The organism is Vibrio algivorus (genome assembly GCF_030161215.1).
GTDB lineage: Bacteria > Pseudomonadota > Gammaproteobacteria > Enterobacterales > Vibrionaceae > Vibrio > Vibrio algivorus.
The window spans coordinates 1-26,519 of record NZ_BSPV01000020.1; the positions used below are offsets into that span (position 1 = coordinate 1).

The following is a 26,519-nucleotide window of genomic DNA, read 5'->3' on the forward strand; positions in this document are numbered from 1 at the left end:
TAAACTTGCTTATCGAATAACGACCCTTTATAAAAGCATCGTTTAAAATATGGTGGCTACGACGGGATTCGAACCTGTGACCCCATCATTATGAGTGATGTGCTCTAACCAACTGAGCTACGTAGCCTAAATTTTGTTGTCCCTGTGTCTCAAGGACGGAGCGCATTATGCGTATCTGGGCCGCAAGCGTCAACAGTTTTTTTTAATAAATTGGCATTCTTGAATTGTTCGACTTTTTTTTAAACAAAAAGCGTTGTTTGTGAGCAAATACTAGTGCTTAAAGAGAACTTTTCTCAAAAGAACCGTCTTTCAAAGACTTAATTCAAATAATAAAAAAGCCAGCAAATGGCTGGCTTTATACAAACTTAAAAAAAAAGAATGTTTGCTATTTATACGTTAAAGCGGAAATGAACAACATCGCCATCTTTTACGATGTAATCTTTACCTTCTAAACGCCATTTACCGGCTTCTTTAGCGCCACTTTCACCTTTAAACTGGATAAAATCTTCATAGCCAACGACTTCGGCACGGATAAATCCTTTTTCAAAATCAGTATGGATTTTACCAGCAGCTTGTGGAGCAGTTGCACCAACAGGAATCGTCCAAGCGCGAACTTCTTGTACGCCAGCAGTGAAGTAGGTTTGTAAGTCTAGTAATTCATAACCTGAGCGGATTACACGGTTTAAACCTGGTTCTTCAATACCCAAATCAGCCAAAAACTCGTTACGGTCTTCTTCGTCTAACTCTGACATTTCAGATTCAATCGCTGCACAGACCGGTACTACAACTGCATTTTCGCCTTTTGCGTATTCACGCACTTGATCTAAGAATGGATTATTTTCAAAACCATCTTCGTTGACGTTAGCAATGTACATGGTTGGCTTTAACGTAAGGAAGTTTAAGTAACCTACCGCAGCAAGCTCTTCTTTACTTAATTCTACAGAGCGAGCCATGCCACCTTCAGTGAATACTGGAAGTAATTTCTCTAGTACTGTGATTTCATATTTAGCGTCTTTATCTCCACCTTTTGCTTTTTTAGCTTGGCGTTGAATTGCACGCTCACAACTATCTAAATCAGCTAGAGCAAGTTCAAGGTTAATAATTTCGATATCTTCAATTGGTGAGATGCGACCTGCAACGTGAACGATGTTTTCGTTCTCAAAGCAGCGAACAACGTGACCAATCGCATCAGTTTCACGGATGTTAGCTAGGAATTTGTTACCTAAACCTTCACCTTTTGATGCACCCGCAACTAAACCTGCGATATCAACAAATTCCATAGTCGTTGGAAGAATTCGTTTAGGGTTAACAATTTCAGCTAACGCATCTAGACGTAGATCTGGCACAGGTACGACACCCGTATTCGGCTCAATCGTACAGAAAGGGAAGTTAGCCGCTTCAATGCCAGCTTTGGTTAGTGCATTAAATAGAGTTGATTTACCTACGTTTGGTAAACCGACGATTCCACATTTGAAACCCATGATATTAACCTTCTTTCATTCGGCATCGTTAGCCGACTTATGTTGTAATTTGATGATTCGTAAAATGACTTATTCAGCTTTAAAAGTATGTAATCTATTTTGAGCTTTTGCTAAGCCGTCTTTGAGTAGGATGTCTAAGCTCCTTACTGACTCATCGACCACTGCATCGAGTAACTCTTGCTCTTTGGTTGGGGCTTTACCGAGAACATAACCTGCCACGCGGTCTTTATGTCCTGGGTGGCCAATACCTATCCTAAGACGGTAAAAATCTTTGTTGTTAGCTTGCTTGGCAATAATATCTTTTAAGCCGTTATGGCCGCCATGCCCGCCACCTTTTTTGAATTTAGCAACACCCGGAGGAAGGTCTAGCTCATCATGAGCAACCATGATTTCCTCAGGTTTTATTTGGTAAAATTTAGCGAGAGCAGAAACGGATTTACCAGACAGATTCATGAAGGTCGTTGGTATCAGTAATCGCAGATCTTGGCCATTGACCAGAATGCGTCCGGTGTAACCATAAAACTTACTTTCATCTTTTAGCGTGACGTTATGGACGCGAGCTAATTCTTCAACCACCCATGCACCTGCATTATGGCGTGTTTTTGCATATTCAGGCCCAGGATTCGCCAGACCAACAAGTAATTTGATAGGTTGAATCAAAGTCTAGTTCTCTTTTCAAATTTAAAAAGCGCGGCATGATAACACACTTTATGACGTGATGTCGTAGGTGTAATGGCTTTTCGTTGAGGACTTTGGGAGTTTTTTAAATATGCCATATTGTGATGGGTTCGATGGTTAATATGCTATATGGTGCTAGATTAAAAGATAGTTAATAAAAGTAAGGGAACTTTATGATCTCAGAAAAAGAAAAACTAGCTGCACGACTTGAAGCCAAGAAAAAAGAATTTGAAGCAGATTTAGCTAAAGCCAAGGCTGACTCTTTGGAAGACTTTAGCCAAAAATCAAAAGAGTTAGAAGAAAAAATAAAGAAAACCAAAGCGCACTTGAAAGATGTTACTCATAATTTTACGGAAGATGTAGCTAAAAGAGTTAATGATTGGTTGAAGTAAACTAAATAAAAAAAGCCACTTTACCTCGAAGTAAAGTGGCTTTTTATCTAAGTATTTGCCAATCTTTAGTTAAACATCGCAGAAATAGATTCTTCGTTGCTAATACGACGAATGGCTTCAGCAAGCATGCTTGAAAGCGTTAATTGAGTAACTTTACCCGTTGCTTTCATCTCTTCTGATAACTTAATTGAGTCAGTAATGATTACTTGGTCAAGTACAGAGTTTTTGATGTTTTCAGCAGCTTTTCCTGAGAATACGGCGTGAGTGGCATAAGCAAATACACGCTTAGCTCCGCGCTCTTTAAGAGCTTCCGCTGCTTTACATAGTGTGCCACCGGTATCGATCATATCATCAACGATCACACAGTCACGACCTTTAACATCACCAATTAAGTTCATAACTTCAGAAACGTTAGCACGAGGGCGACGCTTATCAACGATAGCGATGTCAGTATCATCTAACATTTTTGCTGTTGCACGAGCACGTACAACACCGCCTAGGTCAGGAGATACAACAACAGGATCTTCAAGGTTACGAGACTTCATATCTTCCATTAGTACTGGCGTACCGAAGATATTATCAACAGGAACATCGAAGAAGCCTTGAATTTGCTCTGCGTGTAGGTCGATAGTTAGAACGCGGTCTACACCAACGTTAGAAAGGAAGTCTGCAACAACTTTTGCAGTGATTGGAACACGAGCTGAACGGACACGACGGTCTTGGCGTGCGTAACCAAAGTAAGGAATTACCGCTGTAATACGACCCGCAGAAGCGCGGCGCATTGCATCGATCATTACGACTAATTCCATTAAGTTGTCGTTGGTTGGGGCACAGGTAGATTGGATGATGAATACATCACTACCACGAACATTTTCATTGATTTGTACAGCGACTTCGCCGTCGGAAAAACGGTTAACAGTTGCGTCACCAAGGGAAATGTAAAGACGATCTGCAATACGTTGGGCTAGTTCAGGTGTGGCGTTACCAGCAAATAGCTTCATATCAGGCACGGTGGAAACCTCGGGTTGCGTCCAGTTTTAAATTGAGTTGTGGTTGGCTTGTTTGTAGTCAGCCAAAGTCTTATGAAGTGGTGAAGTATTCACCCCTTTGGCAATAAAGCCGAAGACACTATTTGATTCTGTTTGGTTGTGGAGCTTTTCAAGAACACTTTCAGCTTCATCTTGAGTATCAAACTCAGCGAAAAGACATGAACCCGTTCCGGTTAATCTCGACGGCGCGTATTGTAGCAGCCATGAAAGTTGCTTAGCAACCTCCGGATAGAGCAAAGTGACGATTTTTTCGCAATCGTTTCCGTAAGGTTGCTGTAAAAGCGTTGTAAGATCTTGCTTTGGCGTATTTCTCGTTAAATTTGGGTGAGTGAAAATATCTGCTGTTGCAATATTTTCTTCAGGCTTGATCACAAGGTACCATTTCTCATTGGGTGTCGCTGTGGTGAGCTTTTCTCCTACACCTTCTGCAAATGCCGCTTGACCTCGTACAAAAACCGGTACATCAGCGCCTAGTTTAAGGCCGAGTTCAGCGAGTTTGTCGAGTGAAAAATTCAAGTTCCATGCAGTATTTAATACCACTAAGGTAGTTGCTGCATTTGAGGAGCCGCCGCCTAATCCTCCACCCATTGGCAGTACTTTATGTAGATGAATGTCGGCACCTAAAGTTTTCGCATTCGGTATGCCTTGTAATTTCGCTTCATCTTTCAGTGCTTGTGCCGCTTTCCAAATTAAATTGCTTTCTAGTGGCACTCCTGAAATTTCAGGGCTAATGGTGATGTTTCCAAGTAGGTTAGTAGAGAATTTTAAGGTGTCACCAAAATCAATAAATTGAAATAAAGTCTGTAATTCATGGTAGCCATTATCGAGGCGACCTGTGATATATAAAAATAAATTCAGCTTTGCAGGTGAAGGCCATTCAATCTGAGTAAGCGTTGAGTGTTGGGACATTATAGAATCCATTTACTGATCAAGATTTTAATTTCGGTGTCGCTTTGGTGTAATAGCATTTGTTTTGGCAAAGTGATGTTTTGTTGTTTATTCATCACGCTTTGATAATTTAAGTAAGACAGTGTCCAATCGCGGCCATCGATCATCTTATTTAAACTTTCAACTGTATTCGATTGATTGAATGTGACGTTATCCGCTTGGGTCGGAAGACCTTTAATCCAGTCGGGTAATTGACTCACTGGAATGGCTAAGCCAGTTAAGTTTTGAATCAAAGCATTAGCTTGTTGCGCTGTTTGAACTTTACCATCGGAATTAGTCACCATTGCGCCAGTTGGCGTCATCTGAACAGTGAGGACGGTTTGTCCAAAAACCGATAATAGCTTGAGTTCACTAAAAGAATTGGAATGTTTGAGAATGAAGTTCAGAGATTGACGGTGCTCTGGATCTTTATAGCCAATCTTACCGGTCGCTTTAAAGGTGTCGAGTTGTTCCAATACCGTTTTCTGATTTTGCCAATCGACAGAGTAGTTTTCTTGTGTGGGCGGTACACTGCTACAACCAGATAAAATAAGTACAAATGTAGCCAATAAAATGGTGGTTAGGTGTTGAATAGGGGAACGAGCACTCAATGTGGTGCGAATAAAAGCGAAATGAGAAAACAAAGCGGCTTCCTTTGGCAGTTCATAGTTGAGCGTTAACTATACCATTCTATTCGTGGTGAGAGCATTAGTAATGGAATATTTAACCTTCAGCTGTAATTTGATAGTCGACAGTGCTGTTATTTCAATCTTTTGTATCACTCTATTTGGGGTTTGATGTTAGAAAAGTACTAATAAAAACTGATGCCTCTTTCATTAATATGTCCCATCAAGTAAAATTGCGTCCCTTTTATAATAAATTTCAGAGTGTCCTCACTAGATGTCCTTGCTTGCTATTGGTATCAATCACAATACAGCGTCGGTTGAGTTGCGAGAAAAAATTGCATTTTCACCGGAAAAACTGTCTGAAGCATTAGCGCAGATAGCGGTTAGTGACACCATAAAAAGCGGTGTGATTGTTTCCACGTGTAATCGAACTGAAATTTATTGTGATGTAAAAAAAGGCACAGCTAAAGGTTATGTTATTGATTGGTTGATGAATTTTCATCAGCTAGATTCCGATGAATTGATGTCAAGTATATATACCTATGAAGAACAAGCTGCTGTGCGTCATTTAATGCGTGTGGCATGTGGCTTAGATTCTTTAGTACTTGGCGAGCCGCAAATTTTAGGTCAAGTAAAGCAAGCGTATGCTGAATCTACCGAGCTTAACGCGGTTAACGGCATGACAGAAAAACTCTTTCATAAAGCATTTTCAGTGGCGAAACGAGTTAGAACGGAAACTGCAATCGGCGGTAGTGCGGTATCTGTTGCTTATGCGGCGTGCATTTTAGCCAAACAAATTTTTGAATCGATGAAAAATGTTACCGTGTTATTGGTTGGTGCGGGTGAGACGATTGAGCTAGTCGCAAAACATATTTCATCAACAGAATGTAAAAAGATTATTGTCGCCAACCGTACGCTTGAACGCGCAAAAACTTTAGCCGATCAATTTGGTGGTGAAACCATTACTTTATCGGAAATCCCAGAACATTTAGCTGAAGCTGATATTGTGATCAGCTCAACTGCTAGCCCACTACCGATTATCGGTAAAGGTATGGTTGAATCTGCGTTGAAAAAACGCAAACATCAACCCATGTTATTGGTCGATATTGCCGTTCCTCGTGACATTGAATCCCAAGTCGGCGATTTAAATGACGCTTATTTGTATAGCGTGGATGATTTGCAAGGCATTGTTAATAAGAACATTGAGCAGCGAAAAGTAGAAGCAATTCAAGCTGAAGCCATTGTTTCGGAAGAAAGTGCGGCCTTTATGACTTGGCTGCGTTCATTACAAGCCGTAGATAGCATCCGTGATTATCGCGAACAAGCTAATGGCATTAAAAATGATTTACTGGAAAAAAGCCTCAATGCACTCGCTGCCGGTGGTGATCCCGAAAAAGTATTACGAGAATTAAGTAATAAACTGACTAACCGTTTAATTCATACCCCAACACGAGCAATGCAAGTCGTTGCAGAGCAAGGTGAACCAGAAAAACTTGCCATCATTCGTCAAAGCTTAGGTTTAGAAGAGCATTAGCTATATTAAAGCAATGACTATTAAGTTTTGAATGCGGTTTATTCAACGAAGCTTGTTAACCACAGTAGTTTGTTAACCACAGTTGCTATGAAACGCCCCTTTTATTGAACATTAAAAAAAGAACTAGATTATGAAATCGTCAATTTTGACTAAATTAGAAACACTGGTTGAGCGTTATGAAGAAGTTCAACATTTGCTTGGTGACCCTGATGTCATTGGCGACCAAAATAAATTTCGCACTTTGTCTAAAGAATATTCTCAATTAGAAGAAGTGACTAAATGCTTCCAAGCTTACCAACAAGCGCAAGAAGACTTAATCGCAGCGGAAGAAATGGCGCAAGAAGATGACGCTGAAATGCGTGAAATGGCGCAAGAAGAAATTAAAGAATCAAAAGTGGCGATTGAGCGTCTATCTGACGAACTGCAAATCTTATTGATTCCAAAAGATCCCAATGATGAACGTAACTGTTTCTTAGAAATTCGCGCTGGTGCTGGTGGCGATGAAGCGGGTATTTTTGCCGGTGATTTATTCCGCATGTATAGCCGTTTTGCTGAGAAAAAAGGTTGGCGAATTGAGGTGATCAGCAGCAATGAAGCTGAGCATGGTGGTTACAAAGAAATGATCGCTAAAGTCAATGGCGATGGTGCTTATGGTGTGTTGAAATTCGAATCAGGTGGTCACCGTGTGCAACGTGTTCCTGCGACGGAATCACAAGGTCGCGTACACACTTCAGCTTGTACCGTTGCGGTAATGGCCGAAATCCCAGAAGCTGAAATCCCAGAGATTAAAGCTTCTGATCTGAAAATTGATACCTTCCGTTCATCAGGTGCAGGTGGTCAGCACGTTAACACCACCGATTCTGCTATTCGTATTACCCACTTACCAACGGGTACAGTGGTTGAGTGTCAAGATGAGCGTTCTCAACATAAAAACAAAGCCAAAGCGATGGCGGTTCTTGCTGCCCGTATTATTCAAGCGGAAGAAGCTAAACGTGCGGCAGAAGAGTCTGATACTCGTCGTAATCTATTAGGTTCTGGTGATCGTAGTGACCGTATTCGTACTTATAACTACCCACAAGGCCGCGTGTCTGATCATCGTATTAACTTAACCTTATACCGCTTAAGTGAAGTGATGGAAGGCGATCTACAAAGCTTGGTCGATCCAGTAATTCAAGAATACCAAGCCGATCAATTAGCTGCACTATCCGAGCAATACTAACCTCAATGGCCAGTATTGAAGCTAATCTACAAACGGCGATTGAAGCATTGATCGCCAGTGGTTCAGATACGCCTGCTCTTGATGCCGCGGTACTGCTGTGCCACGCATTGGATAAACCTCGTAGTTATTTGCTTACTTGGCCAGAGCGAGAACTTGAGACTGCCCAACAAGTTCACTTTGATGAACTGTTAGCTAAGCGTATCGAGGGCCAGCCGGTAGCTTATATTGTGGGAGAACGAGAGTTTTGGTCATTACCACTGGAAGTGGCTCCTACTACTTTAATTCCACGAGCTGATACAGAAAGATTGGTAGAATTAGCGTTAGAAAAAATTTCCACAGTTGAAGGGGATATTCTTGACTTAGGTACAGGGACCGGGGCCATTGCTTTAGCGATAGCGTCTGAATTTCCTGAACGTAATGTGATTGGTATCGATTTGCAACCACAAGCACAACAACTTGCTACACGTAATGGACAAAAACTCAACCTAGCTAATGCATCGTTCTTGCAAGGTAGTTGGTTTGAACCATTAGATGATAGGGCTGAATTTGCCTGTATTGTGAGTAACCCACCTTATATTGATAAGATGGATCCGCATCTTGCCCAAGGTGATGTGCGATTTGAACCTTTGACTGCATTGGTCGCTGAAGAGAAAGGGCTTGCTGATCTTGGATATATCGCTACTAATGCGCGTCATTATTTAAAATCGGGTGGTTGGCTTTTGATGGAACATGGCTACGATCAAGGTGCTGATGTGCGCCAAATTCTAATAGATGCTGGTTATCAACAAGTTACGACGGAACAAGATTATGGTCACAATGACCGTGTAACACTGGGTTGTTGGTTGAACGCTTAAAACTATCGACTAAAGATTGAATAAAGACAACGGTTAGCATGATGCTGACTATCAAAGGAAGAGATAAACAATGTTATATACCTCAATGAAGCATGTACATTTATTGGCCATTGCACTCAGTGTTTTATTCTTAACGGTTCGTTATATTTTAATGATGATGGATTCGCCATTACTTCATAAAAAGTTTTTTAAAGTCACGCCGCATATTGTTGATACCGTTTTATTATTATCGGGTATTTCGCTTATTTTTATCACAGGTTTTATGCCGTTTACCGCTGCTGGTGCTTGGTTAACAGAAAAAATCAGCTGCGTTTTAGTGTATATCGCACTAGGCTTTGTTGCTCTGAAGCTTGGTAAGAATAAAGTTATTCGTAGCGTGGCATTCTTTGGTGCTTTAGGCTGGCTGTATTGGGCAGCACATCTTGCCATGACTAAAGTTCCGACGTTATAAACACGGTTTTAACTCGAAATTGATAACTTCAACTCGAAACCGATAGCTTTAACTTGAGTAGTTTGACGTAATGACTGATTTAGAATTATTTGAACAAGAAATTGATGAATGCAGCTTGGTGGAAGGTGCGTTAGCGTTAAATGCGTTAATTTTTCCTGAAACTGATAAGCAATGGGTAAAGCATACATTAAATACCATGTTTGAAGAGCTTGAACATGCGCTAGTGCATGAAACTGATGAAAAGCAAAAGTTCGAATCTTTCTTACGCTTTTTTTACCACGATTGGAATTTTTCCGGTGACAGTGAGCAATTTTTTGATTCCTGTAATGCGCGAGTTGAGTTGGTATTAAAGCGTCGTAAAGGTATTCCGGTTAGTTTAGGTGCACTATTAGTTTATTTTGGTGAGCGTTTAGGTTTTCCGATTGTAGGTGTAAGCTTTCCGAGTCAATTTATTGTTAAAGTGAATTGGCCGCATGAGACGCCACTGTACATTAACCCGTTTAATGGCGAGTATGTGTCTAAGTCTATTTTACGTGCTTGGTTGATTGGTTATGAAGGCCCATTAGCCAAAATAAAGCCGCAAGATCTAGCCGCTTGTGATAATCCTAGTGTATTAGGTCGTTGGTTAGCGGTCATTAAAGGTGCTTTGTTGCGTGAAGATAATTTTGCTCAAGCATTAATGTGTACCGATATTGCGCTAAGCTTTGTACCAGATGATCCTTATGAAATTCGCGATCGCGGTTTTATTTATCAACAGCTAGATTGTCAGCAATTAGCAATGGAAGATTTCCAGTTTTTCATTGATAGCTGTCCGGAAGATCCCTCTTCTGAAATGCTTAAAATTCAGGTGAACGCATTAAGCGGGCATCAAGTTACTATTCATTAATATTAAACATAACTCATTAATTTCAAACAAAACGTTTGAACGACGGAGCGAGCAAATATGCAATCCAAAACAGGGCAACAGAAAACCGTTAATATTGGCAACATCCCAGTTGCTAATGATAAACCTTTTACTCTTTTTGCTGGCATGAACGTACTTGAGTCTCGTGACCTTGCGATGCAAATCTGTGAGCACTATGTAAAAGTCACTGAAAAGCTAGGTATTCCATACGTATTTAAAGCCTCTTTTGATAAAGCTAACCGTTCTTCGGTACATTCTTACCGAGGTCCAGGCTTGGAAGAAGGGATGAAAATCTTCCAAGAGCTGAAAGATACCTTCGGTGTGAAAATCATTACTGACGTACATACTGAAGCACAAGCTCAACCCGTTGCTGATGTGGTGGATGTTATTCAATTGCCAGCTTTCTTAGCTCGTCAAACTGACCTTGTTGAAGCAATGGCAAAAACTGGCGCAGTAATTAACGTGAAGAAACCACAATTTATGAGCCCGAATCAAGTGGGTAATATCGTTGATAAATTCGCAGAATGCGGTAACGATAAAATCATTTTATGTGAGCGTGGTTCATGCATGGGGTATGACAACCTAGTGGTTGATATGCTTGGCTTTGGTGTAATGAAAAATGCATCAAACGGTAGCCCAATCATTTTTGATGTGACGCATTCACTGCAAATGCGTGACCCTTCTGGTGCCGCTTCTGGTGGCCGCCGTGAGCAAACAGTAGAACTGGCTAAAGCGGGTCTAGCAACCGGTATTGCGGGTCTATTCATCGAAGCACATCCAAATCCAGACCAAGCGAAATGTGATGGCCCGTCTGCATTACCACTAGATAAGCTAGAACCATTCTTGAAGCAAATGAAAGAGCTTGATGATTTAATCAAAGGCTTTGAGCATATCGATATTCGATAATACTACTTTCAATCTCTTCTTTAGAAACCAGCTTATAACGGGCTGGTTTTTTTGTTTTTGATATTACTCACTATGTATTTGTGATCGATTTATCATTTTTATGTGTTTCTAATACGTAAGCATATTCAATGAATTAGACTTTTGTCACTTAAAGTTTTCTTTTCACACTCTTAACAGGTATTCATCGATGAAACATTTTGTACTAAAAACGTCAGTCGTTGCGATTGCTTTAGCTTCCGTTGTCGCTTGTTCTAATCAATCAGGGCATGAGTGGCAAGCGGACAAAACCTATAAGCTTACCGTACTGCATACCAATGATAACCATGGTCGCTTCTGGCATAACCAAGATGGTGAATATGGCATGGCGGCACGTAAAACCTTAATTGATAGCATTCGGAAGCAAGTACAATCAGAAGGGGGCAATGTTTTACTGTTCTCTGGTGGTGATATTAATACCGGTGTACCTGAGTCGGACTTGCAAGATGCTGAGCCTGATTTTAAAGGCATGGATAAAATTGGCTACGATGCAATGGCGGTAGGGAATCATGAATTTGATAATCCATTATCGGTACTGATGAAGCAGCGTGATTGGGTTAATTTCCCAATGCTTTCTGCCAATATCTACGATAAAAAAACCGGTGAGCGATTATTCCAGCCTTATAAAATTTTCGATGAACAAGGGATCAAAATTGCGGTCATCGGTTTAACTACCGAAGATACCGCCAAGATTGGTAACCCTGAATATATTGGCGATGTTGAATTTCGAGATCCGAAATCTGAAGCTAAGAAAGTGATTGAGCAACTTCAAGCTAATGAAAAGCCCGATCTGATTTTCGCGGTGACTCACATGGGCCACTATGACAATGGTTTAAGTGGTGCCAATGCGCCGGGTGATGTCACTCTAGCGCGCTATTTACCCCAAGGTGAATTGGATATGATTGTCGGTGGACACTCACAAGAGCCAGTGTGTATGGAATCTGAAAACCACAGAAAACAAGACTACAAGCCGGGTGATGAATGTGCACCAGATAAACAAAATGGCACTTGGATTGTACAAGCACACGAATGGGGTAAATATGTCGGTCGCGCCGATTTTGAGTTCAAAAATGGTGAACTCAACATGGTGAGCTATAACCTTATTCCGGTAAATTTAAAGAAAACCATCAACGTAAATGGTGAGAAGAAAAAAGAGTTAGTACAAGCTGAAATCCCACAAGATCCTGAGCTAAAAGCTTTCTTACAGCCATATCAAGACAAAGGCCAAGAGCAACTAAACGTTCAAATTTCTTATTCAAACGGCAAGCTTGAAGGGGATCGCAACGTAGTGCGCTTCCAACAAACTAACCTAGGTCGCTTAATTGGCTTAGCGCACATGGAACGAGTGAACGCGGATTTTGCCATTATGAACTCGGGCGGCGTACGTGACTCGATTGCTGCGGGTGATATTACTTACAAAGACGTTCTTAAAGTGCAGCCATTTGGCAACATCGTTACCTATATGGATATGAAAGGCAGTGATGTGTTGGATTACCTCAATGTAGTGGCCACTAAACCTGTTGATTCTGGTGCCTACGTGCAATTTGCTGGTATATCTATGACGGTTACGAAAGACAAAGTGAGCAATGTTGTTATTGGTGGCAAGCCGCTTGATTCAAATAAAATCTACCGTTTCTCTATCCCAAGCTTTAATGCTGCGGGTGGTGATGGCTATCCAAAAATTGATGATAAGCCGGGCTTTGTGAATACAGGGTTTGTTGATGCAGAAGTATTAAAAGACTACCTAGAAACACATAACCCAATCAATGCAGCCGATTACGAGCCGGATGGTGAGATTAAATATATCAAATAAGCTAAATCATTGAACTGAAGTTCAGTTTATTTAAAATAAAACAGCGCTCACTTCAGCGCTGTTTTAGTTTCTAAAGATAAGCGCTTCTAAGGGCAAATTATGACACCGGCAATTAATCTCGCTAAAAAGAAAAAAATTCCTCATACCGTTCATCAATACAAACATGATCCTAATGCGGCAAGTTATGGCCTGGAGGCGGCAGAGGTACTAGGACAAAATCCAGCACAAGTATTTAAAACCTTATTATTTTGCCTTAATGGCGAAGCGAAAAATCTTGCGGTAGCGATTATTCCTGTTGAGAACAAGTTGAATTTAAAGCAAGCCGCAAAAGCGGCGGGCGCAAAAAAGGCAGAAATGGCAGATCCTGATATTGCCCAGAAAACCACAGGTTATGTGGTAGGGGGAATCAGCCCATTAGGACAAAAGAAAGCCTTGCCGACCTTCATTAATCAATCGGCCCTCGACTTTGATACTATTTGCGTTTCTGCTGGTAAGCGAGGCTTAGAGATAGAGCTTGACCCACAAGATCTGGCGAATTTAACGAGAGCGAAGTTTGTGGAGTTGTGTTAGGGGTAAAGCATTTTTGGACAATTTCGTTTTAGTAGAAGTGGTGAGTTACCAGTTTTTTGATTACTCTGAATATTGCAAAGACTACAACTGAATGAATACTAGATAAGTTTCTCGCATCAACGCCCAGCACAACGTAAATTGATCCGCTACAGCTTTGTTATACACAGTCCATGACATTACGCAAAAACTGATTTGCTTGTTGAAAATTATAAAGCTGTCCTTGTAACCGATATCTCCACTTCTCACCATGGAACAAGTTATTTCTCAGCCGGAATATAACAACCAAGCAGCCAATTAACTGAATAGAATGACTACTGTTTTCATTGCACAACATTTGCACCACCTCTGAAGGATTACCACTTCGTGCAATATGCAAATGTTGATAATGATTTGTAAGGGTTCCATCGACGTAGTAGCGATTACGAAGGTAACCGACATAGGGAGACATACTGATAGTAGCCAACCTATTAGTTTGCTCAAGGTTCCTTACGAAGCGCCTAATCTTGTCAACATTGCAATGACAGTTTAGGACACTGCCTTCGAATAAGCTCCACAGAAATGAAAAGTCATTGACAGCTTCTCGTTCATCATCTCTGAGTTGTGAAAATTCAGGAACCTTTTGAGTTATCCAATTCATCGTTTCCGGTGTCAAACAGACTCCTTGCGTATAACAACCGCGCTCTGCGGTAAGTATGAAGTATAGAGGAAACCTTGTCCCACAGCAGGACTTTGTGTAATAGCCAATGAATATTGCCTTTCGTCATATGTGTTGTCTATTTAAGAAAAGTTTCACTACTCTTTGATAGCACTAAAGCAATTTTCTCTTGATTTAAAAGTTTTTACTTTTTGTAAAGGTGGTAACCAAACCATTACCTTTTACTTTTAACATAGTAATAAATTTACCTTTCAAAACAATACCTTCTTTAAGATTACCAGTAAGCTTGTCTATAGCAGCATCAAGGTCGCCATAAACTTGGTTAGGATCTAACTTGTCGTAATACGCTTGAATCGCATCTCCTTTCAACGTTACTACTATAGTACAAACGTTATCACCTTCACTAACATATTCCGTTTCAAGGTCATGCCCATTAAACTTTGAATGCATGACTCCATATTCCTTAGCAGCAAAATCACAAAGTTGACCACTAGGAACTATGGTAGTTGCTTGAGTACCAAAAGCCGCAAGTGCCATAAGTAGAATTGCTTTATTTAATAGTTTCATTTTTTCAGTTTCCTAGGGCATGCAGATCTTTTGTGAGTGTTTTTTGAGCGGCACAACTAGCCTGTTATAATTTTTTGCCAAGAACAATATTAGCCTATATTTGGTGGGAACTGCTACAGAAAGTAGTGAAAAGTATAGGTCGTATTTATAACAAATCTGAACACCGAATGCTCTTTGATGGGGAACTCTACCAAATGAGAACAGGTATTCCATGAAGTGACTGTAGTAGTCAAGTAACATTGACCACAGTTATAAAGTTTTTTCCCAATATAATCGCTCTGCCTCATGATACCGACCGGATAACGAATAAAAGATAGGGAGAACTTTTCGTAGGGCAAGCTCGTATTGACAAGATGTGAATGAGTACAAGTAAAAGTACTAACGAGAAAAGGGGCAAAAATGTGTTGTTGAGTCTAAAAACCGTAGCATATAAACGCAAAAAGCCTGACTATTTCTAGTCAGGCTTTTTAAATTTGGAGGCGCCTCCCGGAGTCGAACCGAGGTCCACGGATTTGCAATCCGCTGCATAGCCACTCTGCCAAGGCGCCATTTTTTTTAGGTGTTTTTGAATAGAACTTTTGAAGTGTTTATATGATGTGCCGGACTTGAACCGACGCAGTGGGAACCACTGACTGGATTTTAAACCGAAAAACTTAACGTCTTTATCTTTAACATATTATCCAGATTTTTAGATGGTGCCCCGGGCCGGACTTGAACCGGCACAGCGCGAACGCCGAGGGATTTTAAATCCCTTGTGTCTACCAATTCCACCACCAGGGCACATGTAATCTAAATTACAGGGCACTTAACTGAAAAGTTAGAACACCATCATTCCCCGTTTGTCTGGAGAACGAGGCGTACTTTAGCGCATTGAGCGAATAGGTAAACCTTTTTTTATTAAAAATGCGTTTAAGTGCCTGCTTTTTGGGCTTTTTGTTTCCTTTATACCCAGTATTGCTATTGTTTTGTTCAATTGACTTCTGTAATCCATAGAATTTGAGGTACTATTTTTTTATTTATAGAACAAGAGCTAAGTTTATACCCAAGTGACTTCAATATGCAGAATTCAGAGCTATCATCCAAGTCTTTAAACAAGAAAGATTCGTACAGGAATGTAATCACCTTTCAAACGAATCTGACGCAGTGTAAAGGCTTGGATGAAGCTCCCGAAGGGCAAGTTAAAACAAGCTTTATGCGGCGTTAAATTAAATAGAGATACAATAACTATGATCATATTCAATTTGCCTTGCCTAAAACTTGTTTTAATCTTGCTGAAACTCGCATCTTGAAGTTACTTGGGTATAAATGATGAGAATCATTAGACTTAACAGCGGTATAAATATTGGGTGAGAAAATCATGGTTAAAAGAATAGGTGCTTTTGTAATAGTGATTCTTGGGGTACTCATTTCTGGTTGCTCACCACAAGACTCAACTCAAGCGTCAGGTACCTTAGAACGAGAGCGTATTAGTTTGCTCTCAACAGCTAGTGAAATCATCATTGAGTTACCGGTAAAAGAAGGTTCCAAGGTTGAAAAGGGGCAACTATTACTGCAACTAGATAATAAAAACCAGAAAGCTATTTTGGCTAAAGCCAGAGCTGAGTTGGCTCAAGCGAAGGCGAATTTGACCAAAATGTCCAATGGTGAACGAGTTGAAGATATTGATGCGGCTAAAGCCAACCTTGCTAACGCTAAAGCTAAGTTGATTGATGCACAAAAGCATTACACTCGCATGTCGGAACTGCTAGGCAAAAAACTTGTGTCGATTTCGGAACGTGATAATGCCTTGGCTGAGCGTGATGCCACCAAAGCGACGTATGATTCGGCTTATCAAACTTGGCAAAAACTCACAAAAGGTAACCGAGTTGAGGATATTGAATCGGCGCAAGCCCAATTGGCAGCCGCTAAAGCTGAAGTTGTGCTGCAAAGACATAAACTCGATGAACTTTCTATTATTGCCACACGAGATGGGATTTTAGATTCCTTGCCTTATCATTTAGGAGAGCGTGTACCGGATCGTGCGGTGGTAGCTATAGTACAAGCCAACGCAAAACCTTATGCCCGAGTGTATATGCCCGAACCTTACAAACATAAAATTCATGCTGGCGTTTCGTTGAACGTCCATATTGATGGTGTGGACGAGGCGATGAAAGGCACAGTACGATGGATTTCGGTTGAACCTGCATTTACGCCATATCGCACTATGACGGAAGAAGATCGTTCACGTTTGGTGTATTTAACCGAAATCGACCTACCAGAAGCAGCAAATTCATTACCGGCTGGCATTCCTTTGCAAGTGGATTTGGAGGGAATCTAATGACTCAATCCAATCCCCCGCACGAGATCGCTATTCAAGCCAAAAATGTTGTGAAAAAGTTTGGCAATTTTAAAGCGATTGATGATATTTCTCTTACGGTACCCAAAGGGTGTATTTATGGCTTTTTAGGACCTAATGGCTGCGGCAAATCTACTACTATTCGTACTTTAACTGGCTTGTTGACACCTACTTCGGGTGAAATAGATGTTTTGGGTTATCAAATTCCTAAAGATGCCGAGAAACTACGCTTAAAAATCGGTTACATGACGCAAAAATTCTCGCTATATGATGATTTGTCCGTAGAAGAAAATCTCACTTTTATGGGACAAATTTATGGCATGGAGAAAGAACAACTAAAACAACGCATTGAACAACAGCTTCAAACTTATGGCTTAGATCAGTTAAGAAAGCAGCGAGTTAAAGGGATGAGTGGGGGACAAAAGCAACGTTTATCTTTGGCATCTGCCACTATGAATCAGCCAGAATTGTTATTTTTGGATGAACCGACATCTGCTGTTGATCCTGAAAATCGTCGTGATTTCTGGGAAAAACTCTTCGATCTTTCCGATCAAGGTACTACTATTTTGATCACTACTCATTACATGGATGAAGCAGAAAAATGCCACCGTTTAGCGATTATGGAAGCAGGTAAAATGCGGGCGGATGGTGAGCCCGAAGCTTTGATGCTGCAAATGGGCGTTAATGTGGTAGAGATAAAAGCGGAGAACTTACGTCAGCTGAAGCAAAAACTATTGGAGCAAGAGCAGATCCGAACCGCAGCTCAGTTAGGCGTTCGCCTACGAGTGTTGATTTATCAAGATATCGACAAGCCAATTGAATGGTTACGTCAAGCCATGCCGGAATTGGCTACAGCAGAAATGGAAATCGTACGGCCTACGTTAGAGGATGTATTTGTCAGCGTTACGGGAGAAGGACGTCAATGATCAACGTATTTCGTATGAAAGCCATCATGATGAAAGAGTTTCGCCAGTTATCTCGTGACAGGCTTACGTATGCCATGATTGTGATGCTTCCGCTTATTCAACTTTTGTTATTTGGCTATGCGATAAATACCGTAGTGCGACATATTCCTGTTGCGGTTGTCGACCAAAGCCATACTCAAGCGTCGCGTTGGATTATTGAATCGGTTAAAGCTTCACAGGTGGTAGATATCATTCATCAATACGACTCATCCACAGAAGCTCAGCAAGCGATTGAATCTGGTGAGATACGCGCAGCGTTAGTTTTACCTCACGATTTAGCTCAGCGCCAAGCACAAGGCCGAGAACTTGGTCAATGGATGATTGATGGTTCGGATAGCATGATAAGTTCCTCTATTTTAGCTTTGCAGAATTTGCCGGTTTCTTATCCTGAAAAGCTTGGCAATATTTCAGCAGACCAACGCCCAGACAATAGAACTTTTGCTATGACGGTGTTTTATAACCCCAGCCAGAAAACCGCACTTAATATTGTTCCCGGCTTGTTGGGAGTCATTTTAAGTATGACCATGGTGCTGTTTACCAGTATTGCGATAGTGCGTGAATCGGAGCAGGGTAACTTAGAGCTATTGATCACCACACCTGTCTCTTCGTTGGAATTGATGATTGCTAAAATTGTGCCGTATATATTCGTGGGTTTGTTGCAAGTTACCATAGTACTTAGTCTTGGCCATTGGATATTTGGTGTACCGATTAACGGTTCTATTATCGATATTTTCCTTGGTTCACTAGTGTTTATTTCTGCCAGTTTGACGCTCGGTTTATTGATTTCCACTATTGCGAAAACCCAACTGCAAGCAATGCAATTAACCTTGTTTGTCATTTTGCCGTCGATATTAATGTCGGGCTTTATGTTTCCGATTGAAGGCATGCCAGTCATTGCCCAATGGATTTCCCAGATATTACCTGCAACCCATTACATGTCATTGATTCGAGCTTTAGTATTAAAAGGGGCAGATTTGGGAGATTTGTATAGAGACGTGATTTGGTTGTCTTGTTTTACGGTTGGCGGAATTATTGTTGCCGCTTTACGATTTAAGAAAACCTTGGACTAAGTTTATTTTAGGTAGAAAAATTTCAGATAAGTAAAAGCCCATGAAAGTGAATATTTCATGGGCTTCATTTTCATGACTTAGATGTTACTTCTTTGGCGTCCATTTTTTGATGGTGCTGCTGTTTGAATTACCGAAGCGAGAGCCTTTGTTGGTTGGTTTGCCTTGAGAATTCGAACCCGATTTCGGCGTGTCTTGATTGCGGCTACGGTTGCCACCAGAGCGTTCACCATTGCGGCTTTGTGAATTGTTAGGTTTACGTTCAAATTCACCCTTGCCGCGGTAAGTTTTAAATTGCCCCGCTTGTTCTTTTTTCAGTTCCCGTTCTTTTTCAGCTTGTGCTTGCTTGCGAGCATCGTGCAGTTTTGCGTCTGTCGCTTTTGCGATGGTGTGACCGTCAGCTGCCACTTTAGAGGCTTCTTCGGTGCCAACGGAGCCTTCAATCATATTATGAATTTCAGTAATTTCAGCATCGGTGAGATAACGCCATTTACCATTTGGTAGACCATCAATGGTGATGTTCATAATGCGTACGCGACGCAGTTTATAAACATCGTAACCAAGCGCTTCACACATGCGACGAATTTGGCGGTTTAAACCTTGAGTCAAGACAATACGGAATGAAAAATCAGTTTCTTTGCTAACCTGACAAGGTAGAGTCGTGGTATCTAAAATATCGACACCAGACCCCATCTTAGCAATAAACTCTTCAGAGATCGGTTTATCAACACGTACCACATATTCCTTTTCATGGGCATTACCGGCACGCAAGATTTTATTTACGATATCACCGTCATTGGTTAAGAAAATCAAACCATCAGAGGGTTTATCTAAACGTCCTATAGGGAAAATACGCTTACGGTGACCAATAAAATCAACAATGTTGCCTTCAACGTGTCGCTCAGTAGTACAAGTGATCCCCGTTGGTTTATTTAGGGCAATGTAGATAGGCTTTTCTTTACTTTTTATCGGCTTGTTATCGACTTGAACATCATCACCAGGCAGTACTTTTGTCCCCATTTCTGGCACGATGCCATTGATGGTTACACGGCCTTGGTCGATAAGCTTGTCGGCTTCACGACGTGAGCAGAAACCGGAATCACTGATAAATTTATTTAAACGAATAGCAGCAGTTTGGTGGGTCATAATAATCTCTTTTGACGTTTCACAACGGAAATGCTCAGCGATATATCAAAAAGATAGCTTGAGCGATGAAGGTAGTAGAGTTTAGCAGATTTACTCATTCAACTCATACGTTTTTGGTGGCGCTCTCGGTTATCTAATTTCATCTCGGCGCTTTTCTTGATAAGGACATATACTGCGCCACTTCCTCCATGAAAAGGTTGAGCGCTATGAAAACACATCACATCAGAAATTTGCTCGAGCCATGCTGCGACATAACTTTTGATTAGTGCTGGTGGGTTAGAACGTTCACCTTTACCGTGAACAATTAAGACACTTCGGGTATCAAGACGTTGTGCTTGGCGTAAAAATGAGACGACATCTTCTCGAGCTTGTTCCAAGGTGCGACGGTGTAAATCTAATTTAGCAGTAATAGGGTACTTACCTAAACGTAGCTTACGAAATACACCATCTTGAACGCCATCTTTTTTGTATTCCAAAATATCATCAGGTCTCAACATAGGAGCATTATCTAGCGACAGATACTCGTCATACTCTTCAGATAGGGAGACGGCGGCTTGGCGTCTAGCCAAATGAGCTTCAGTGATTGTTCGTTCTTTGGTACGAATAGTCGTATCTTGCTTTATCGGTTTAACATCGCCCATCATTTGTTGGAATAAGTCTAAATCGTTATCGTCTGTCATAATCATCACCACTTGATGGAAAGCTGTTATACCCTTCGTACTTGAGGCTGAAACGTCAGTTACTTTGACTATACCCAAGTAACTTCAAGATGCGGGTTTCAGCAAGAATAAAACAAGCTTTAGGCAAGGCAAATTGAATATGATCATAGTTATTCTATCTCTACTCAATTTAACGCCGCATAAAGCTTGTTTTAACTTGCCCTTCGGGAGCTTCATTCAAACCTTTATGCCGCGTCAGATTGGTTTGAAAGGTGTCTACATTCCTTCGCCAATCTTCCTTGCCTAAAGGTTTGGATGATAGCTCTGAATCCTGCATCTTGAAGTCACTTGGGTATATATAGATAAATTATAACGGTGCAGGGGAATATGGGAATCGCATCTGATTATAAAATCAGCAAACGAACGTTATTTTTTAAAATCGTAAAATAATTGCCTAAAACCCCTTGCGCTTACTAATAAAATCCGTAATATACGCATCTCCGGTGAATAGCGCAGCTTGGTAGTGCATCTCCGGCTTTTAGGAATGAGCGGACCAGAGGGCGACCCTCTAGTTTGATTAACTAAAAGCGAAAGTAAAACTTCGGTGAATAGCGCAGCTTGGTAGCGCATCTGGTTTGGGACCAGAGGGTCGGGGGTTCGAATCCCTCTTCACCGACCACTTTTAAGAAAAGGCTCTGCAGAAATGCAGAGCCTTTTTTGCATTTAATCCCGACGAGTCGGGGGTTCGCCTGATATTAGAATCTTGGCTCTTCACTGACCATATTAAGAAATCCGCATCAGAAATGCAGAGCCTTTTTTGCATTTAGTCCCGACGAGTCGGGGGTTCGCCTGATATTAGAATCTTGGCTCTTCACCGATCACTTAAAAAACATACCAAAAATGGTGATGTTTTTTGCTATTATCCGACTTCCATTTTTTCTAGTTATTGATAATGAATAATTCAAATAATCACGTCACTATAGGTTTAACCAATCCCAAGAGCCCTTCGAATGTAGGCGCTGTGATGCGCGCGGCAGGTTGTTATCGTGCTGATGCAGTGCGCTATACTGGTGTTCGATATGAAAAAGCGGCTAAGTTTCATACTGATACAAAAAGTGTTGCGCGTCATATTCCACTTGATGGTGTTGATGACATGCTACAAGGCTTAGATAAAGATACTAAAATCGTGTGTGTTGAATTAGCTGAAGGGGCGATTGCTCTTCCTGAGTTTTCGCACCCAGAAAAAGCGTTATATGTGTTTGGTCCTGAAGATGGCAGTATCGAGCAAAGTGTGGTGTCGAAAGCTGATGCAGTCGTTTATGTACCAACAGTAGGATGTATGAATTTAGCCGCTACGGTTAATGTCTTGCTGTATGACCGGTTGGCTAAATCATCGAATGTTGAGCAGGGCGATGAATTAATTCGTAAAAGTCGTGATAATCGTAATCACTTGCAAGTTGTTTAATTTCTTCAATAGCCTCTAAAACTGACAATAACTGTCTTTACTGGTGGTTACCTGAGTAACGTGGTAACCATGCTCTGTCAGTGTTTGAATCAAATTTTGCTCGGCGATTAAATGCAACGCGCCTACCGCAATAACATATTGACCTGTTGGAGATAGAAACGATGGGTCAGTGATTTTCTTTATCCAATCTTGATTGCGGCTATACAGAAGGGCGTCGCTGGTTTGCAGATCCCACTCTGATGTCTCCAGTAGTTTGAGTAAGTTGTCTTGATCGCCATCTTGCCAGCTTTGAATCATGCATGAATAAACATCTTCACTTTGCTGATCTTCATCACTGATTGCATCAAGTAATAAGCTTTTGCCGTTATCTGGTAGGTTTTGCAATACATCGAGTTGTTGGGCAAGAGTTTCAAAAGTTAGCAATGGAATTTTTAATGCTTGAGCTTGCTTTTGTATGGTCTGATCAACGCCTTCACTGGCATCATAACCAAGTGACTCAAAAGTTTGATTCTCAATGCTGACTGCAGTTAACCAAGGCGGTAAATTGAGTAACATAATCGGGTCGAGTTTGAGTTTTGTCGCCGTTTTATCAAGTCGCTCTCTTTGCTCTGAAGTGAGAACTTGCTTAGTAAGTATGACACCATCAAAGTTTATTGGTGGCATGCCTTCTTCAAGGTTGGCCTCTAATACTAATCCGTCACTGGTTTTTAAAAATTGCTCTAACACTTCCGGCAGTGGGTACATACTTTTATGTCCCAAATGAATGGTGCCGATCAGCATTAATTGCTGCTGCCCTTTAGTTGCTTTCCAAACCAATGGTTCGGAGTGACTTGTCGTAGCAAATAATAAAGAGGGCAGTGACAATAAAGAAAGTAGAAGAGGACGCCAGTTTTTCATATCAGCCTTGAAGGTAAATAATATCAATCACATAAGCATACTACTGTATTTTGATTACTGCTTGGGTTTAAATAATCTTAAGCGGTTGGCATTACTCACCACTGTGATGGATGAAAGCGCCATTGCTGCGCCAGCCACAACAGGGCTGAGCATAATACCGAAAAATGGATACAGTACACCTGCCGCCACTGGAATGCCTAAACTGTTATAAAGAAAAGCTCCGAGTAAGTTCTGCTTGATGTTTTTTACTGTAGCTTTAGATAACTCAATGCCATGCACTACTGCTAATGGTGATGATTTAAGTAGAGTCATATTGGCATTTTCTATGGCAATATCTGAGCCGCTTCCCATCGCAATGCCAACATCGGCTTGAGCTAATGCTGGCGCATCATTAATGCCATCGCCTACCATCGCTACTATACGTCTAGCAACCACTCGCTTATTTTCAGTTGAATTTTGCAGTGAGCTGATATGTTGTGCTTTTTGATCTGGCAGCACGCCAGCAATGACTTTATCAATCCCGAGTTGTTTACCTATTGCATTGGCTACCGATGGATGATCACCCGACAGCAGTACTACTTCGATACCCATTTTGTGCAATTGGTTGACGGTTTGTTTCGACTCTTCGCGCAATGGATCGGATACCCCAATGATGGCAGCTAGTTCACCATCTTGAGCAATCAAAATTGGCGTTTCGGCATTTTTTTCAAGCTGTGTGAGTGAATTGCGATGCTCGGTTAGCGATACTTGGTTATCTTCTAGGTAACGTGGGCTACCAATCCAGTACTGATGACCGCTTACTTTACCTTGTAGGCCTAAACCACGTTCGGTTTGGTAGTGCTCTACCTTTGTGTTTGAGGTATCAATACTCGTATATGTCTGTTTAATATATTGGCAAACCGCTTGAGCCAATGGATGTTCAGATTGAGCTTCCAACTGATAAACATCATTCCACAGTTTTTCTGTGTTTGAAACTAAGCAGAATTCACTTTGAACACTTGGCTTTCCTTGAGTTAGCGTGCCGGTTTTATCAAAGACGATGGTTTGAATTTGGCTCGCGGTTTGTAGCACTTCGGCATCTTTAATTAATATGCCAAGCTCTGCCGCTTTACCAACCCCTACCGTAATCGATAGTGGAGTGGCAAGGCCAAGTGCGCAAGGGCAAGCAATGATTAGAACGGTAGTCACCACAACCAACATATAACTGGCTTGTGGTGTTGGGCCAAATATATACCACACTGCTGCGGCAATAATGGCAATCATAATGACTACCGGCACAAATACAGATGAGATTTGATCCGCTAAACGAGCTAGCGCAGGTTTGCTGCTTTGAGCTTGGCGCACTAATTGAATGATGCGTGCCAGAGTAGTCTGCTCGCCAACCATAGTCGCTTGAATTAATAAACTACCGTCTTGGTTGATGGTGCCAGTAAACACTTTGTCGTTTTTTTGTTTAAGTGCGGCAATGGGTTCACCAGTGAGCATCGCTTCATCAAGATAAGATGAACCTTCGACAACCACACCATCAATTGGAATACGCTCACCGGGTTTCACTCGCACTATCATGTCTGTTTGAATATCTTTTACGGCGATTTGTTTTTCTTCACCATTTTGATAGAGCGTAGCCGTTTTAGGCTGTAGGTTGATCAAACCTTGCAGCGCATCGGTCGTCCTTGCTTTGGCTTTTGCTTCTATATAGTGGCCTAGCGAGATTAAACCAATGATCATTGCGCTGGCTTCAAAATAGACATGACGAGCTTGTTCAGGAAACCAGTTTGGTGCAATCACTACCAACATAGAATATAACCAAGCGGCGCCAGTACCGAGAGCGACTAAGGTATCCATAGTGGCACGTTTGTGAGTCAGTGCTTGCCAAGCATTAATGAAAAACGGTTTACCAGCGGTTGCCAGTAGCGCGAGACAAATAATGCCAATCACTCCCCAAGCCCATTGAGATTGAGGGTTAGTGATCATCATGCTGCCACCTAATAAGCCCCACAGCATTAAAGGAACACCAATAATAATACCTGCAATAGCACTATTACGATGTGACTTTTGAGTTTTACTAAATTGAGCTTGTTGTTGCTCTCGCATTTGGTCGTCATTTTGAATGCGTTCTGCTTGGTACCCTGCTGTTTTTACCTGCTCAATAATCTGTGCAGATAAAGTCTCTGATTCTTTCGCATTGTTACCTTTCTCAACATTGTTTTGTTCAAGGTAAGCCCATGCAGTTTGCTCGGCTAAATTGACTTGAGCGCGACTCACTTGTGGATGTGAAGCGATGGCTTTTTCTACTGATGAGACGCAACTGGCGCACGTCATGCCAGAAATTAAGAAATGCAAAGCGATGGATGAATCGTTGACGTCTTCTAATTGAGGGGCAGGTTGTTCTACTTGCGATGCAGCAGCCGTTTCATTTTGATTGGATGGCTTTTCCGGTTCGAATGATGCGTTCTCTACTTGTTTGGCTTGATAATCAAGTTGATTAATCACATCAGTAATATCAGAAGCTTCATAAACACTAGTGATCCGTAGTGAATGCTTACTAACCTCCATTTGGCTAATGTTAGGAAGTTCATTTAAAGCGGTTTCTACTTTTGCCACACAGCGTCCGCAATTTAAGCCAGTGAGCTCAAAACATAAGGTCTGCTCTGCGTGATAACCAAACTCACTCAACGCATGGTTAATGTCGCTTAATGTTGCTTCTGTATGTAGCTCTGCTTGAGTTGGACTTATCGAATCAACTTGGGTATTGATGAGCGCTTCTAATTTAGTGCGCGCTTTTTTAGCACAGCCCATGCAATTTAGCCCATGCAATGTTAATTGATAATGATTCATAGCGGCCTCTCAAACATTCGTTACTGGGGAATGATTGCACTATAAACCTTCCCACAAGGGTAGGGTCAAGAAGATGAGTGCAATATATTTGATTGTTTGGCGAATTGACTGGTGTTTTATCAAACTTTATTTTCACCTCTAACTAGGTGTTCATTTCTTAACCTGATGAATTTAATCGATATTAACGTTTTTTACGTTAGAAGAAATGTGTTTAGATTCAAACTTTCCGATGCTTACACACTCATTACATTAGTAAGGCTATAAAAAGAGTGTGAACTCGATCTTGATAGTTCTAATAATAGCTAAAGTAAGTTGATCTATGTCTCATTTATATTTGCTTTATGTTTTTTTATTTTAAGTTATCTATTTGTTTTTTATTAATAATATTTTTTTATGCCGTGTTTGATTTGAGCTGGTTCATATTTTATCTCTTATTTAATTTTCTTCTAAAAAAAAGGTGGGATTCTTATCTCGTGGAACATTTC

General features: G+C 41.1%; 25 protein-coding genes, 4 tRNA genes and 1 pseudogene. 16 read left to right on the forward strand and 14 right to left on the reverse strand.

Annotated elements, in window-relative coordinates:
* Window positions 1-50: 50 nt before the first annotated feature.
* The 3 genes from QQJ93_RS16035 to pth form a co-directional block, all read right to left on the reverse strand.
* Window positions 51-127 (reverse strand) — tRNA-Met (locus QQJ93_RS16035).
* A 262-nt stretch (window positions 128-389) separates the two neighbouring features.
* Window positions 390-1,481, reverse strand: a complete 1,092-nt coding sequence (gene ychF / locus QQJ93_RS16040) for a redox-regulated ATPase YchF (protein ID WP_089122516.1) — start codon at window positions 1,479-1,481, stop codon at window positions 390-392.
* Window positions 1,482-1,550: 69 nt separating this feature from the next.
* The gene (gene pth, locus QQJ93_RS16045; protein WP_089122517.1) at window positions 1,551-2,141 is read right to left on the reverse strand and encodes an aminoacyl-tRNA hydrolase; all 591 of its coding nucleotides are present in this window, start codon (window positions 2,139-2,141) and stop codon (window positions 1,551-1,553) included.
* A gap of 191 nt (window positions 2,142-2,332) precedes the next feature.
* Between pth and QQJ93_RS16050 the strand changes: the two genes are divergently transcribed.
* Entirely contained in the window at window positions 2,333-2,551 is a 219-nt protein-coding gene (locus tag QQJ93_RS16050) for a hypothetical protein (protein ID WP_089122518.1), read from the forward strand.
* A gap of 65 nt (window positions 2,552-2,616) precedes the next feature.
* On the opposite strand, the gene QQJ93_RS16055 is transcribed toward QQJ93_RS16050, so the two are convergent.
* From QQJ93_RS16055 to lolB, 3 genes are read right to left on the reverse strand one after another with little or no spacing between them, the layout of a single operon-like run.
* A complete protein-coding gene (locus QQJ93_RS16055; RefSeq protein ID WP_027697493.1) occupies window positions 2,617-3,561 on the reverse strand; it encodes a ribose-phosphate pyrophosphokinase in 945 nt (314 codons plus the stop codon).
* Window positions 3,562-3,588: 27 nt separating this feature from the next.
* A complete protein-coding gene (ispE, locus tag QQJ93_RS16060) occupies window positions 3,589-4,509 on the reverse strand; it encodes a 4-(cytidine 5'-diphospho)-2-C-methyl-D-erythritol kinase (RefSeq protein ID WP_416376233.1) in 921 nt (306 codons plus the stop codon).
* Window positions 4,509-5,171 carry a lipoprotein insertase outer membrane protein LolB gene (gene lolB / locus QQJ93_RS16065; RefSeq protein ID WP_160117465.1) on the reverse strand — a complete coding sequence of 221 codons (663 nt, stop codon included), beginning with the start codon at window positions 5,169-5,171 and terminating at the stop codon, window positions 4,509-4,511. The genes ispE and lolB overlap by 1 nt, the downstream gene beginning before the upstream one ends.
* 256 nt (window positions 5,172-5,427) lie before the next feature.
* Here lolB and hemA point away from each other — a divergent pair, with 256 nt between their 5' ends.
* From hemA to ybaK, 8 genes are all read left to right on the forward strand, one after another.
* Window positions 5,428-6,687, forward strand: coding sequence for a glutamyl-tRNA reductase (gene hemA, locus QQJ93_RS16070; protein ID WP_089122521.1), 1,260 nt, complete (start codon window positions 5,428-5,430; stop codon window positions 6,685-6,687).
* A gap of 130 nt (window positions 6,688-6,817) precedes the next feature.
* Window positions 6,818-7,906 (forward strand): peptide chain release factor 1, encoded by a 1,089-nt coding sequence (gene prfA / locus QQJ93_RS16075; RefSeq protein ID WP_089122522.1) that lies wholly within the window; start codon window positions 6,818-6,820, stop codon window positions 7,904-7,906.
* Between the two features lie 5 nt (window positions 7,907-7,911).
* On the forward strand, window positions 7,912-8,760 hold the full coding sequence (gene prmC, locus QQJ93_RS16080; RefSeq protein WP_089122523.1) for a peptide chain release factor N(5)-glutamine methyltransferase: 849 nt from the start codon (window positions 7,912-7,914) through the stop codon (window positions 8,758-8,760).
* Window positions 8,761-8,830: 70 nt separating this feature from the next.
* Window positions 8,831-9,211, forward strand: coding sequence for a SirB2 family protein (locus tag QQJ93_RS16085; RefSeq protein WP_089122524.1), 381 nt, complete (start codon window positions 8,831-8,833; stop codon window positions 9,209-9,211).
* A 70-nt stretch (window positions 9,212-9,281) separates the two neighbouring features.
* Window positions 9,282-10,097: a SirB1 family protein gene (locus tag QQJ93_RS16090; RefSeq protein ID WP_089122525.1), complete on the forward strand. Its 816-nt coding sequence runs from the start codon at window positions 9,282-9,284 to the stop codon at window positions 10,095-10,097.
* A gap of 57 nt (window positions 10,098-10,154) precedes the next feature.
* On the forward strand, window positions 10,155-11,021 hold the full coding sequence (kdsA, locus tag QQJ93_RS16095; protein ID WP_089122526.1) for a 3-deoxy-8-phosphooctulonate synthase: 867 nt from the start codon (window positions 10,155-10,157) through the stop codon (window positions 11,019-11,021).
* 187 nt (window positions 11,022-11,208) lie between these two features.
* On the forward strand, window positions 11,209-12,870 hold the full coding sequence (ushA, locus tag QQJ93_RS16100) for a bifunctional UDP-sugar hydrolase/5'-nucleotidase UshA (RefSeq protein WP_089122527.1): 1,662 nt from the start codon (window positions 11,209-11,211) through the stop codon (window positions 12,868-12,870).
* A 99-nt stretch (window positions 12,871-12,969) separates the two neighbouring features.
* The gene (gene ybaK, locus QQJ93_RS16105; RefSeq protein WP_089122528.1) at window positions 12,970-13,440 is read left to right on the forward strand and encodes a Cys-tRNA(Pro) deacylase; all 471 of its coding nucleotides are present in this window, start codon (window positions 12,970-12,972) and stop codon (window positions 13,438-13,440) included.
* A gap of 829 nt (window positions 13,441-14,269) precedes the next feature.
* Here the strand turns inward: ybaK and QQJ93_RS16110 are convergent.
* Window positions 14,270-14,662: a hypothetical protein gene (locus QQJ93_RS16110; protein ID WP_089122530.1), complete on the reverse strand. Its 393-nt coding sequence runs from the start codon at window positions 14,660-14,662 to the stop codon at window positions 14,270-14,272.
* A gap of 74 nt (window positions 14,663-14,736) precedes the next feature.
* Here QQJ93_RS16110 and QQJ93_RS16115 point away from each other — a divergent pair.
* Window positions 14,737-14,874 (forward strand): annotated as a pseudogene (locus tag QQJ93_RS16115) (IS5/IS1182 family transposase); the annotation flags it as partial.
* Window positions 14,875-15,136: 262 nt separating this feature from the next.
* On the opposite strand, the gene QQJ93_RS16120 reads toward QQJ93_RS16115, so the two are convergent.
* From QQJ93_RS16120 to QQJ93_RS16130, 3 genes are all read right to left on the reverse strand, one after another.
* Window positions 15,137-15,210, reverse strand: a tRNA-Cys gene (locus tag QQJ93_RS16120).
* A 145-nt stretch (window positions 15,211-15,355) separates the two neighbouring features.
* Window positions 15,356-15,442, reverse strand: a tRNA-Leu gene (locus tag QQJ93_RS16125).
* A gap of 307 nt (window positions 15,443-15,749) precedes the next feature.
* On the reverse strand, window positions 15,750-15,896 hold the full coding sequence (locus tag QQJ93_RS16130) for a hypothetical protein (RefSeq protein WP_284186118.1): 147 nt from the start codon (window positions 15,894-15,896) through the stop codon (window positions 15,750-15,752).
* A gap of 123 nt (window positions 15,897-16,019) precedes the next feature.
* On the opposite strand from QQJ93_RS16130, the gene QQJ93_RS16135 reads away from it, so the two are divergent.
* Genes QQJ93_RS16135 through QQJ93_RS16145 form a run of 3 tightly spaced genes read left to right on the forward strand, consistent with a single transcriptional unit; the run spans window position 16,020 to window position 19,032 of the window.
* The gene (locus QQJ93_RS16135) at window positions 16,020-16,979 is read left to right on the forward strand and encodes an HlyD family secretion protein (RefSeq protein ID WP_089122531.1); all 960 of its coding nucleotides are present in this window, start codon (window positions 16,020-16,022) and stop codon (window positions 16,977-16,979) included.
* Complete coding sequence (locus QQJ93_RS16140) at window positions 16,979-17,923, forward strand: ABC transporter ATP-binding protein (RefSeq protein ID WP_089122532.1); 945 nt, start codon at window positions 16,979-16,981, stop codon at window positions 17,921-17,923. The genes QQJ93_RS16135 and QQJ93_RS16140 overlap by 1 nt, the downstream gene beginning before the upstream one ends.
* The gene (locus QQJ93_RS16145; RefSeq protein WP_089122533.1) at window positions 17,920-19,032 is read left to right on the forward strand and encodes an ABC transporter permease; all 1,113 of its coding nucleotides are present in this window, start codon (window positions 17,920-17,922) and stop codon (window positions 19,030-19,032) included. The genes QQJ93_RS16140 and QQJ93_RS16145 overlap by 4 nt, the downstream gene beginning before the upstream one ends.
* A gap of 84 nt (window positions 19,033-19,116) precedes the next feature.
* On the opposite strand, the gene rluF is transcribed toward QQJ93_RS16145, so the two are convergent.
* Both rluF and smrA read right to left on the reverse strand, forming a co-directional pair.
* Window positions 19,117-20,175 carry a 23S rRNA pseudouridine(2604) synthase RluF gene (gene rluF, locus QQJ93_RS16150; protein ID WP_089122534.1) on the reverse strand — a complete coding sequence of 353 codons (1,059 nt, stop codon included), beginning with the start codon at window positions 20,173-20,175 and terminating at the stop codon, window positions 19,117-19,119.
* Window positions 20,176-20,273: 98 nt separating this feature from the next.
* Entirely contained in the window at window positions 20,274-20,855 is a 582-nt protein-coding gene (gene smrA / locus QQJ93_RS16155) for a DNA endonuclease SmrA (protein ID WP_089122535.1), read from the reverse strand.
* A 139-nt stretch (window positions 20,856-20,994) separates the two neighbouring features.
* Between smrA and QQJ93_RS16160 the strand changes: the two genes are divergently transcribed.
* The 3 genes from QQJ93_RS16160 (at window position 20,995) to QQJ93_RS16170 (ending at window position 22,299) form a co-directional block, all read left to right on the forward strand.
* On the forward strand, window positions 20,995-21,141 hold the full coding sequence (locus QQJ93_RS16160) for a hypothetical protein (RefSeq protein WP_284186119.1): 147 nt from the start codon (window positions 20,995-20,997) through the stop codon (window positions 21,139-21,141).
* Window positions 21,142-21,436: 295 nt separating this feature from the next.
* A tRNA-Pro gene (locus tag QQJ93_RS16165) sits at window positions 21,437-21,513 on the forward strand.
* A 273-nt stretch (window positions 21,514-21,786) separates the two neighbouring features.
* Window positions 21,787-22,299 (forward strand): RNA methyltransferase, encoded by a 513-nt coding sequence (locus QQJ93_RS16170; RefSeq protein ID WP_089122536.1) that lies wholly within the window; start codon window positions 21,787-21,789, stop codon window positions 22,297-22,299.
* Window positions 22,300-22,314: 15 nt separating this feature from the next.
* Here the strand turns inward: QQJ93_RS16170 and QQJ93_RS16175 are convergent, their stop codons facing one another.
* Window positions 22,315-23,196 carry a TraB/GumN family protein gene (locus QQJ93_RS16175; protein ID WP_089122537.1) on the reverse strand — a complete coding sequence of 294 codons (882 nt, stop codon included), beginning with the start codon at window positions 23,194-23,196 and terminating at the stop codon, window positions 22,315-22,317.
* A 54-nt stretch (window positions 23,197-23,250) separates the two neighbouring features.
* The gene (locus tag QQJ93_RS16180; RefSeq protein WP_089122538.1) at window positions 23,251-26,034 is read right to left on the reverse strand and encodes a heavy metal translocating P-type ATPase; all 2,784 of its coding nucleotides are present in this window, start codon (window positions 26,032-26,034) and stop codon (window positions 23,251-23,253) included.
* Between the last annotated feature and the right edge of the window lie 485 nt (window positions 26,035-26,519).